At 35.9% G+C, this 11,665-nt stretch carries 11 protein-coding genes; 10 read left to right on the forward strand and 1 reads right to left on the reverse strand.

Annotated elements, in window-relative coordinates:
* Nucleotides 1–7: 7 nt before the first annotated feature.
* The 5 genes from H1X92_RS15775 (at nucleotide 8) to H1X92_RS03995 (ending at nucleotide 6,085) form a co-directional block, all read left to right on the forward strand.
* Entirely contained in the window at nucleotides 8–451 is a 444-nt protein-coding gene (locus H1X92_RS15775; RefSeq protein ID WP_225506895.1) for a hypothetical protein, read from the forward strand.
* 104 nt (nucleotides 452–555) lie between these two features.
* Nucleotides 556–1,794 carry a hypothetical protein gene (locus tag H1X92_RS03980; RefSeq protein ID WP_180558959.1) on the forward strand — a complete coding sequence of 413 codons (1,239 nt, stop codon included), beginning with the start codon at nucleotides 556–558 and terminating at the stop codon, nucleotides 1,792–1,794.
* Between the two features lie 18 nt (nucleotides 1,795–1,812).
* The gene (locus H1X92_RS03985; protein WP_180558960.1) at nucleotides 1,813–2,439 is read left to right on the forward strand and encodes a response regulator; all 627 of its coding nucleotides are present in this window, start codon (nucleotides 1,813–1,815) and stop codon (nucleotides 2,437–2,439) included.
* Nucleotides 2,436–5,648, forward strand: coding sequence for a transporter substrate-binding domain-containing protein (locus tag H1X92_RS03990; RefSeq protein WP_180558961.1), 3,213 nt, complete (start codon nucleotides 2,436–2,438; stop codon nucleotides 5,646–5,648). The genes H1X92_RS03985 and H1X92_RS03990 overlap by 4 nt, the downstream gene beginning before the upstream one ends.
* A complete protein-coding gene (locus H1X92_RS03995; RefSeq protein ID WP_180558962.1) occupies nucleotides 5,621–6,085 on the forward strand; it encodes an Hpt domain-containing protein in 465 nt (154 codons plus the stop codon). The genes H1X92_RS03990 and H1X92_RS03995 overlap by 28 nt, the downstream gene beginning before the upstream one ends.
* Nucleotides 6,086–6,430: 345 nt before the next feature.
* On the opposite strand, the gene H1X92_RS04000 is transcribed toward H1X92_RS03995, so the two are convergent.
* Nucleotides 6,431–7,396, reverse strand: coding sequence for a hypothetical protein (locus H1X92_RS04000; protein WP_180558963.1), 966 nt, complete (start codon nucleotides 7,394–7,396; stop codon nucleotides 6,431–6,433).
* 692 nt (nucleotides 7,397–8,088) lie between these two features.
* Between H1X92_RS04000 and sctR the strand changes: the two genes are divergently transcribed.
* The 5 genes from sctR to H1X92_RS04025 all read left to right on the forward strand — a co-directional run bounded on the left by sctR (nucleotide 8,089) and on the right by H1X92_RS04025 (nucleotide 11,658).
* The gene (sctR, locus tag H1X92_RS04005; RefSeq protein ID WP_180558964.1) at nucleotides 8,089–8,739 is read left to right on the forward strand and encodes a type III secretion system export apparatus subunit SctR; all 651 of its coding nucleotides are present in this window, start codon (nucleotides 8,089–8,091) and stop codon (nucleotides 8,737–8,739) included.
* The gene (locus H1X92_RS04010; RefSeq protein ID WP_026823355.1) at nucleotides 8,736–8,996 is read left to right on the forward strand and encodes an EscS/YscS/HrcS family type III secretion system export apparatus protein; all 261 of its coding nucleotides are present in this window, start codon (nucleotides 8,736–8,738) and stop codon (nucleotides 8,994–8,996) included. The genes sctR and H1X92_RS04010 overlap by 4 nt, the downstream gene beginning before the upstream one ends.
* A 9-nt stretch (nucleotides 8,997–9,005) precedes the next feature.
* Nucleotides 9,006–9,788: a type III secretion system export apparatus subunit SctT gene (gene sctT, locus H1X92_RS04015; RefSeq protein WP_180558965.1), complete on the forward strand. Its 783-nt coding sequence runs from the start codon at nucleotides 9,006–9,008 to the stop codon at nucleotides 9,786–9,788.
* 5 nt (nucleotides 9,789–9,793) lie between these two features.
* Nucleotides 9,794–10,843, forward strand: a complete 1,050-nt coding sequence (locus H1X92_RS04020; protein ID WP_180558966.1) for an EscU/YscU/HrcU family type III secretion system export apparatus switch protein — start codon at nucleotides 9,794–9,796, stop codon at nucleotides 10,841–10,843.
* 170 nt (nucleotides 10,844–11,013) lie between these two features.
* A complete protein-coding gene (locus H1X92_RS04025; protein ID WP_026823358.1) occupies nucleotides 11,014–11,658 on the forward strand; it encodes a two component system response regulator in 645 nt (214 codons plus the stop codon).
* Nucleotides 11,659–11,665: the final 7 nt, after the last annotated feature.

Consider the following 11,665-nt stretch of genomic DNA (forward strand, 5'->3'; position numbering starts at 1 on the left):
ATTAATCATGCGGGCGATGCGGCAAGGAGTGAAAGAAGGGGATACGGTTCGATCAGCACAACTGGATGATATTCAGCAGTTTTTACACCCTGAGTTGAAACGTTTTTTTCCTGCTGCGTTTCTGGGGCGTTTACAAGTAATCCCTTACTTACCAGTAGAAGGTGAAATTTTACAAAAAATTATCCAATATAAATTGGCCAAAATTGTTACAAGATTTGAGAAGGCTACTCAGGTGCTACTGAGTTACTCTGATAGCTTGGTAGAATATCTTGCAGATCAGTGCTTGATAGCAGAAAGTGGTGCTCGAGAAATTGATAATTTATTATTGCAGCAGGTATTGCCTTTATTATCTGATAGTCTTCTGTCTGGGGATATGCTTAATAAATCCCAAATTTATTTGGATGTGCACAATAATAGGGTATGCTTCAAGGCTATATCATCAGACAAATAAGCGGTAATAAATATAAATAACCAAAGATAAATAATTTATTGGTATCATCTGTTGGTTGGTGTAATTTCTATCAAAATAATAGGCAATATAATTAGAATAATATAATGAAGACGTTGGAAATATCACTGTATTGGTTAATTTTTATTTTTATTGATCTGGGATTAGCCTTATTAAGTTTACAGACTCATAATATTGGGAGTCTTTATCCATTAATTTGGTTTCCCGCGGGTATTTTAGTTGGTTTTTTATCTATTTCACCGCCGCGTTATTGGCCATTATGGTTAGTAAAAGAATTTCTGGTAGATCTTTGTGCTAGTCAGTTATCAGGTCGTTCGGTAATCATTTCTTTAATATTTGCCACGACCGATAGCCTTTATTTGGCAGCAGCAGCATTTATTTGGCAGTATTTTTATGGTGTTGCTTATATGCCACGTAATGCCTGGCAAATACTTAATTTTACTCTGATAAATGTGGTTGTTGGTAGCATAGGATGTTTTATTACCAACTTAATATTTTATTTATCTGATCTGTCCTTTGATTTATATGATCCATTGGAAAGAATAGTTGTCTATATATTGAATTATTTGCCGCTAAGTTTTCTGGTTATTTATAGTTTTTGCCGTAGTCCTCAATTACCTTGCCGGACAAAACATTGGTTAATGATATTTTTTTGGATGGCCATAATAACGAGTTTGATATTTTATCCGGTGATTTTTATTATATCGCCACCCTATATTGCCTGGTTAATGTTAGCCAGTGTCAGTATGACTATTCTGCTTTCACTGAGTTGTAATTTATTACTACTTAGTGCTTTTTTATCACTATGTTCAGTCGGTTTTGTTTTATTACCGTTACTTAATATGCCAAGTTTTAATGAAGGTGATGAAATAAGACGTCAATCGATAATAGATTTAATGCAGTGGTGTAGCGTATTGTTAGCCTTTCCTGCCCTATTTTTAGCTGGTTTTTTACGCAGTTTATATCATGTGTTATTTCGTTATAAAGCGCGTTTCTTATTAGCTTATAGCATCTTAGAACTAGATGTTATGCATCGTTTTTTATTAAGCCGAGAAGATGAGCATATTACCTGGTATAACCTCAAAACATGGCGTCAATATTATCCTATGCCAGCCTCATGGGCGCTATTCGTTGCCTGGATCCATTTTGATGACAGAAAAGCCGTTGAACAGCTTAAGATGTCAGCGTGCAGCAAACCTAAAGTGTTAAAAATTAGGTTGTCGGATGGTAAAGGTGGTTTTAATGAAGCCCACCTGGCATTGATTTTGCGTCAAGGAGATAGGGGCAAAGAAATGGAAGGTTTATTATATGAAATTTCACGTTAAAAAAGATCTGAGGGACCTATGAGTAAAAAAGTTATTATTGCTGATGATCACCCGGTATTTTTACTGGGATTACGTATGATCCTTGCTAGTATGCCAGAAAATTATCAGATTGTGGGTGAGGCACATCATGTCAGTGGGCTGCTATCTTTGCTGCAAACTAAACCGGTAGATATGTTGATAACGGATTTTATTATGCCGGGAGACAAAAATATGGATGGTTTACGCATGATAAGTCATATTCGCAAAAATTGGCCAACTTTACCTATCGTGGTGATCACGATGGTTAATGAACCAAATATCATCAGCATGCTTTCGCGTTATCATGTCAAAGCAATCCTGAATAAAAGCAGTTTAGCGAGTGAACTTGAGAAAGGACTTTATAATACTGCGGGTCAGGAACAGCCTTATATTAGTTCTGACTTTCTCAGTTCTCCTATTGATCAACTCGCTCGGATATTAACGCCTAAAGAGTTAGAAGTGATACGTTTACTGGCAAAAGGATTAACCGTTAATGATATTGCGACCAAAGTTTTTCGCACTAAGCAAACTATTAGTTCGCAAAAACAGAGTGTAATGAAAAAGCTTAATATTCCAAACGATGCAGCTTTATATAATTATTTGCAACAGGTGGGGCTCAGTGGGTGAGCAGAAGAAAAAAAATAGCCCTCTTATTTGGGGGATGGTATTGGTTTTTTGCTTTACCTGTGTTTGGTCATTCACTGAGTAATGATTCATTTGGAGAGACAATTCCCGCTGAAGGTAAAGAGATTGGTTTTTATTCTAACATAGCGCAACGATTATTTTTGCCTAAGGTAAATTTTGTCGATAATTTTAAAGATAAACCAACAGCGCTTATCGTGGGTTTTGTCCGTTGTACAAGTCAACCTTTAGTCATTTATCGTTGGGATGGTAGGATCGAGGGAATTTATGCAGATTATCTTAGTGTATTAGCAAGATTATTAAAAATACTAATCCAACTGCGTGTCTTTGACAATTACCAGCAGGCAAAAAAAGCATTAGATAAAGGATATATTCAGTTATTAGCCCAGACCTCCGCTTCATTATCAGCAACAGTCCGCAAAGGGAATGAAAGTAAGCCTATATTAATCCAACCGCTGGTGATGCTGATAAAGAAAGAAAAAATCTATTATAAAGCGGATGAATTACGGGTATTAGTTGCCCATGAAGAACCGCGGGAAGTCGTGGATAAAATTCGCCAATCCTATCGTGAAGTTGCAATTGTCAAATCAACCCAAGAAGCATTACAGGAAATATTAGCTGACAAGGCTGATGGTTTTATTGGTGGACAAGCACAAATGGCTTATCAGTTTACCTTTCGTTCGCTACCTAGCTCTTTAGTTTGGCATCCTGTCGATTATGCCAGTACATTGGAAAACAATTTTATTGTCCGTGCAAATGATCCCTGGATGGATGATGTTAATCGCGCATTAAACGAACTGTCTAAAACCATTAAAAATGTTGTCTATGAACGCTGGATCGCCGGTATTGTTCCGGTACTAAATAGTGAAAATATTAATTTTTCCCGTGAGGAGAAGAACTTGCTGTTACGACATCCTGTGATTAATGTGGTGGTAAAACACAATTCTCCACCTTATTCCTATAAGAATGCGAATGGTCAAATTATCGGCATGAATATCGATATTTTACGTCTGGTCGGGGAAAAAACAGGTATACATTTTAATTTGGTCACCGTCGATAATTCAGCCGATATTATCGATAATTTACAGCAGGGTAATGCAGACATGGCGTTGTCATTAGTGAGTAATGAACAACGCAAAAAGTGGTTACTTTTTTCTCATCCATATAGTTCTTTTGAATGGGTGATGATCACGCGCAATTACCGCAATGCACCTAAGAGTCTGCAGCAATTACGTCATCGAAAAATTGTAGTGGTATGTGGTCACATATTATTGACAGAATTTGATCATGAGCCGGATATTGAGTTGATTGAAGTTGAAAGTATGGAGAAGGCCATTGAAATGGTACTAGCTGGCGCGGCAGATGCGGCGTTAGATAATTTTGTCAGTGCCAACTATCTTCAGTCAAGTCGTTATGGTGATTCTATTTTAATCAACTCACTTAACAGAGATTTATTACATGCCAGGTATGCTGTGGTTGCTGATTATGCGCCCTTAGTTAATATTTTAAATAAAGCAATAGATGCGTTATCGCCAAAAGATCTGCGTTATTTACATCAGAAATGGTTATCACCGGTCACTTTTTTCACCTCTTACAGTGTATTACGTCTTTCCTCTTGGATAATTCTTTGGGGTAGTTTGTTATCAATGATCTCAATTACTTCAATTTTTTGGGGTAGTTGGTTAACGCGCCAGATAAGAAAGCGTAAAGCGGCAAAAATCGCATTACAGAACTCATTAGCTTATTGGGAAACCTTATTCAATACGATCCCAGCTCCAATGTTTGTCTGTGATCCTATCATGAATATTACTGCTGCCAATCCATGGTTTTTACATGAGATGGGGGATTTGCCACACCAGAGGATCATTGGTCATTCGCTATTTTCACAAGGTTTTTTTCGACCCGATGATGAAGTAGAAATATTTACTCAATTTCTTAGTTGTTTATCTGGTGCACCCGCCTATTTCTCTGATTGTTCGATTTCTATTCAAGGTCAAACGCGAGAAGTCTATTTATGGTTAGAGCATTACCGTGATGCAGAAGGAATTGTACAGGGTATAATTGGTGGCTGGTTTGATATTACCGAGCGAAAATTATTGGCGCGAGAATTACGCACAGAACGTGATAAAGCGAAACGAGCAAGTAATGAAAAATCGGCTTTTTTAGCGTATATTAGCCATGAGATCCGCACGGCATTATATATCATCATTGGTATATTGGAATTAGAAGTCAGACAATTACCGGAAAATGTTCCTTTGCATACCGCCAGTCGGGCTGCTAACTCTTTACTGGGTGTGATAGGTGATGTTTTGGATTTCACCCGTATTGAATCTGGCACCGTGACATTGAATTTACAGCCGGTTGCTTTGTATGCCTTGTTGGAACAGTGTGCAGAACCTTTTTGTGCCATTGCACAGGATAAAGGATTAGGTTTTACGCTTGAATTAACTATCCCCAAGCAAAATTATTATCTACTTGATGCGACCCGGATTACTCAAGTGATCAATAATTTGCTCAGTAATGCAGTTAAATTCACTGATGAAGGTTTTATCACGTTAAGGGCATGGATACAACGCACAACTGATAGTGCAACGGAAATGCTCTCCTTATATGTGCAAGATACCGGTTGTGGTATTCCAGAACATATGTATAGTGAAATTTTACAGCCTTATGTCCAAGTAGAAGCGGATTCAAGGGGGACAGGGTTAGGATTACCCATATCAATCCAATTAATGGCGCTAATGGATGGCACGCTCACGTTAGAAGCAGCTCCTGGTGGTGGCACATTGGCACATATGAATTTACCGTTAAAACAGAGTGAGCTGCAAGAAGAGGAAGCTTCTCCTACCAGTATTATCCAGCAGGAATCACTCAATATTTTATTAGTAGATGATCTACCAGCCAATCTGCAAGTGCTATCTCTACAATTGGCTTCTTCCCAACATCGGGTAACCCTTGCTGAAGGTGCTGAGCAAGCATTAACGCTGGTGGAAGAAAATTATTTTGATATGGTATTAACGGATTGTCAGATGCCAGTGATGAATGGTTATGAATTAACCAAAGTATTAAGAGCATCATCAGCGCAACGAACTTGCCGGCCCAAGTTATTCTGGGGTGTACTGCAAATGCATTTAGTTCAGAGCTATCACTGTGCCTGGCTGCGGGTATGGATGGTGTACTGGTTAAACCTTTAACACAAGATCATTTATTATCGGAAATTGCTCTATATTATCAGCGAGTTAATTCACAAAATGAACTCAGTTTTGATGGTATCAGTGCCTTGGCTAGCGGTGATAAACAGAAAGAATATCAATTACTCCAAGCAATTTTGGAAGGAATAGAACAAGATCTGGCCACACTACATAATTTAAGATCAACGTCGATTGATGAGGAAGCGCTGTCACTACATGTGCATCGGATGAAAGGGGTATTCGCTTTATTATGCTATCAGCCGGCTTTACGCGTTTGTTGGCGGATTGAAAAGGGAGGATTTTGTGGTGATAGCCAAACCTTAGAAACACTATTTTACTATACCGACACTTTTCGGGCAGCGGTTAATCGGCGTTTAAATGATCATAATGATCTGGTCAAAGCTGATACCATAGCGTTATCTGATAATAGTATGATATAGCAGAACAATAGCTGTAATTGGTTACTCAGGAGGATAGTATTAATCTATTGCATAAGATCACAGTGAATTTAACTAGTGAAAGGGGGAAATATTAACTTTCCCCCTGGTTATTATGCCTGTTAATCTTGGTTAATTTGCCTTTTTTGTGTAGGCTGCGCCATCATGGCTGGAGAATAGCCTAATATACGATAATGTTCTATTTTGCATGTTTTATTATTTTCCAGCAGCTATGTCATCTGGTATTCAGTTGGGATATCAGCCAATTTAAAAATCACCAATAAGTTTTAGATTAACACGGCAGGTTTGTATCCTGACTTATTAGACGTTCACGAGTAATAGCAATAATTAAGAGATAATTCCCCATATTTTTAATTTTTGACACCATAATCGATGCTCAGGTGAAAGTAATTTTAAAGGATCAAATGGATAAGGCTTTGGGGTTGCTTGCAGAAATAGTTGACGCACCATTGCGTGTAGCCAAGCGGCTGTGGCAACATCTTCGAAGCCTTTTATTTTTTGCAAACGTAAAATTAAATTATGCAATTTCCCAATTTTCACTTCATAGCTCAATATCTCTTTTTGCTGTTGCTCATACCACTTGGGAAAAATAAATTTAGTTAATCGAGTGAATATATTTTTAGGTGGGCGGCTGGCTTCGATAATAGCATCTTTAATAATGGCGGTTGCATTTTTATTAGTTAATAATGGTAATGTTCTCTCTAAAGGTGTCGGCAATAGCTCCAGATTGTGAATAATTATTCCTTGTAATTTTCTATTATAAATGTGTAATTTTTGTAAATGGCTTTTTAGTTCATTAATATTTTGCTTTTCTATTATCGCTTCTAATTTAATGTCTTCTACTTTTTTTATCTCTATTGCCTTTTGTAAATATATCTGATGATACATATTAGCAAGTTCTTCTGATAATGAAGCTAAGTTGGTCAAGCTTTGAAAATTGGCATACTGTAACGTAATTTCAGCATCGAGTTTTGCTATTGCTTCGACCGGGTTATTTTTTGGAATGTTTATTTGATTAGTTGGTGGGTTATTGATAATAAATGTTTCAGTTACTTCAGATACTTTTAATTTATTTTTCTTAAAAACAGATTGTTCTAATTTTGATAATCCTTTAAATGTGTTATTTGTATCAATCATGATTACGTTAATATTATTGATATATTTATTGCATTTTTTATAAACATTAATTTTCCCTTTATGTTTTAATGACTTTTCTTTAATTGCTTTAACTGCATTAAGCCTGGAGTCATTGATTGTTAAGGGATTATTGGGTGTTGAAAGAATAAATGACATTATAATTTCCCTAGGTATAATTTATTTTTATTAATAAACAACTTTGCTCCATGATATAGCAAAGTGAATTTAGCAGCTGAATTTATACAGTTATATCCAGTAAACTACTGAGATTTTATAAAATTTTATTTCAAAGATAAAAACAGGAGGAAAATTTTGCTGAAGTAGATTAATTAAATGTTTGCATCAAATATTAATATTATTTACCTCATTTTTATAGTGATAAGGCCATTTTATAGAAAATAATTCTATTGTTATATAACAAGTTCACGATATAGAATAGCGTTCTGATCAAAAAATTAAATGGCTGTATTTAAAGAATATAGGAACAATAAAAAATTGACGACAAGCTTATAAGAGAATTATTTTAAAATAAGTTGCAGTTTCATTTTTTTATGGAAAATAAATTTTATATTTATGTTAAAAATATATTTAAAATATGTTTTTTTGTTATTCAATAAAATATATTTGGACTTTGTTTGACATAACCAGTATGTTGTTTAACAAATTAATGAAAAATATATATCATTCTAAATAACTTGTGGTAAATAATTATCATTTATTGAGGCAAATAGTTTTCCAGAATTTTATAAAACAGTTATTTTTTCTTTAACTGTTCTCAGGTATTTACCGGATATTTTCGCTTCATCGTACCATAGATACTCTATTTCTATAGAGTGAGTGGAGGTATTATGTCGTTATTTAATAATCCGATGCAATTAATTGTAGTGCTTTTTTGTTTATCCATAATGCCTTTGTTTGCAGTAATGGGAACTTCATTTTTAAAAATTTCGATTGTTTTATCAATGTTACGCAATGCGTTAGGTATACAGCAAATTCCGCCTAATATGGCTATTTATGGTTTGGCATTAATATTAACTTTATTTACTATGGCACCAGTTGGTTTTGCCATTCGTGATAATATTAAAGTCCAGCCGATTGATTGGAATTCGGTTAATTCAATGGAACAAATAGATTCCTCGGTTATCGCGCCATATAAAGATTTTTTGAAAAAAAATACCAGCGAAGAACAAATTAAATTTTTTACCCAAATAGGCTATAAAATTTGGCCTAAACAATATCAAACTTCATTATCTCCTAACTCTTTATTAGTCATGGTTCCTGCATTTACCATGAGTCAACTGATTGCTGCATTTAAAATTGGTTTTCTAATTTATCTGCCGTTTGTTGCGATCGATCTTATTGTTTCTAATGTTTTATTAGCAATGGGGATGATGATGGTTTCCCCGATGACAATCGCGCTTCCCTTTAAATTATTAATTTTTATTTTAATGGGTGGCTGGGACAAACTTATCGGTCAATTGATGGTGTCTTTTTCATGAATGAGTCCACCATAATTCATTTTACTTCCGAATTGTTATGGATCGTGCTGCTGCTTTCATTACCGATTGTGATAGTGGCATCAATCACTGGGTTGTTGGTGAGTATATTGCAAGCGCTCACACAAATCCAAGACCAGACATTGCAATTTTTAATTAAATTAGTCGCTGTATGTATTACCTTGGCGGTAAGTTACCACTGGATGGGAAGTGCACTACTTAACTACGCTATTTTATCTTTTGATCAAATAGGTAAATAAGAGGATTAGATGAATAGCCTAATGCAAATGATGCCTTGGTTGGCATTGAGCATGATGCGACCCCTAGGCATGTTACTATTATTGCCGCTATTTAAAGGGGGAGCTATGGGTAGTAGTTTGATTCGTAACAGCTTGGTATTAGTGTTTGCTTTACCTATAGCTCCAATAATCAAGACTATGCCAATCGATTTCACTCATCAAACTGTAACAGAGTTAGTGTTTCTATACAGTGAAGAGTTGCTTATTGGCCTAGTGCTCGGTTTTTGCGCAGCCATCCCTTTTTGGGCTATTGATATGGCAGGATTTATTATCGATACTCTGCGCGGCGCCTCTATGTCAACCATCTTAAATCCTTTAATGGGATTACAATCTTCAATTTTTGGCATGTTATTTACCCAAATATTGAGTGTCCTATTTTTAGTTTCTGGTGGTTTCAATGCGTTACTCACTGCGCTTTATCATTCCTATAATGTGTTACCGCCAAATGCACCGTTATCATTTAATGCTTCAATGTTGTTATTTATTCAGCAACAGTGGCATATGATGTTAGAACTCTGTATGAGTTTTGCTATGCCTGCCATGGTGGTGATGATTTTAGTTGATGTTGCATTAGGATTGATAAATCGTTCGGTAGAGCAGCTTAATGTGTTTTTTCTATCTATGCCAATCAAAAGCGTATTAGTTGTTTTTCTTCTTCTGGTTAGTATGTATTTTGCGTTTAATCACTATTTTATGAAGATCCAGCTATTTGAAAAACAAGTTTCAACTTTATTCCAACTTTGGCGGGGATGATATTAATGGCTGAAAAAACGGAAAAGCCTACACAAAAGCGGATAAATGAGGCACGTAAAAAAGGACAAGTCATTAAAAGTAATGAAATAGTGACGGTATTAAAAATGGCAGTTATTCTCGGTTATTTAATTGTGGAAGGGCATGCTTTATTTAATGCGATAGGCGAATTGGTTATTTTAACTGTCCGCTCACTCTCTTTACCGATCGATGTCGCGGCTAAAACAATTATTGGTTCCTTTATAATGCTGTTGTTGCGTTTTATGGTTGGCTTGCTGGTGGTATTAATTGTAACAATCAGCTTAAGCTGTATTGTTCAAACTGGGCCAATTTGGGCGCACAAAAGTTTGGCATTTAGTTTTAATAAAATGAATATTATTAATAATGCTAAACAGATTTTTTCCATGAAAAATCTATTTGAGTTTGGAAAGAATATTTTAAAGGTTATTGTACTCACTTTGGTTTTTTATTATTTACTAGATTATTATGTTAACCTATTCCAATATCTGCCAACTTGTGGTATTGACTGTGGTGTAATGGTAACTTTTACACTAATTCAATGGTTATGGGGAGGATTCTTAGTTTGTTATATTGTGTTTGCCATAGCAGACTACGGATTTCAATATTATCATGTGATGAAAGAGTTAAAAATGTCGAAGGAGGATACAAAACGAGAGTTTAAAGATACAGAAGGTAATCCTCAAATTAAGCAAAAGCGTCGTGAAATACAACGAGAAATAGCGAGTAATTCAGTGGTTGCGAATGTAAGAAAATCAACAGTGATTGTTCGTAATCCAACCCATATTGTCGTTTGTCTTTATTACCAACCTGGCATTACTCCATTACCTCAAGTTGTTGAAAAATTTCAAGATAATATGGCTTTGCATATTGTGAAACTTGCTGAAAAAGCAGGTATCCCAATGGTTGAGAATATCCCATTAGCGCGCGCGCTGTTTCAACAAGTCGAGACGGGACAAATGATCCCAGAGAGCTTGTTTGAACCGGTCGCTGAGTTATTGCGCTTAGTAATGGATCTCCGTTACGATAGTGATGATTGATTAATTGTTTATAAAAATTTGAAACTTATCACTCTTTTAGTTGTAGGAATGATAAGCATTATAATGAATAATAAGTTGCATTGTTTTACTTGTTAAAGTAGTTTCCTCCATCGCTTGAGGTTATGAATTTAGAGTATCAAGTGTGACAGAAACCAAGATGGGGAAGTTAAATGATTACTGGGGATTTGAAACGAATCAAGATCGTTGTGGTGGATGATCATGACTTGATCTTTGATGGCTTAAAAAGCTGTCTTGCCCCCTACTCCGATCTGGAATTAGTTGGATTTGTTACTGATGGTCTTGGTGTATATGATGCATGTCTAAAATTGCAGCCAGACTTAGTGATAATGGATCTTAGCTTACCTGGCATGAGTGGTGTTGAAGCTATTCGTCAATTAAGAAAACGTTGGCCAAAATTAATGGTGATTGTATTGACAGCTTCTGAAGAAGAGCGAAAAGCTCGGGATGCCCTTGATGCAGGCGCTAATGGTTATGTATTAAAACATGGCTCTAAAAGTACACTGATAGCGGCAATTAAAAGTGTCGGTAGAGGTAAGTTTTTCATCGATCCTAATTTGGATGCAGCAAAAATTGTTGCGTTAAAAGGAGTCGAAAATGGGGATATTCCGGTATTAACCCATCGAGAAAAACAGGTACTTAAACTTATTTTCGAGGGCAAGCGTAATCGTGATATTGCAGAAGCATTAGTGATCGGCTTGAAAACAGTCGAAACTCATCGAATGAATATTATGAGGAAACTCGATGCGCATAATGTAGCAGATTTGATGAAATGGGCGCACAGGATGGGCTTCTAACAGCTTG

Origin of the sequence: Arsenophonus endosymbiont of Apis mellifera, assembly GCF_903968575.1 — a bacterium.
In the GTDB taxonomy this organism is placed as follows: Bacteria; Pseudomonadota; Gammaproteobacteria; order Enterobacterales; family Enterobacteriaceae; genus Arsenophonus; species Arsenophonus apicola.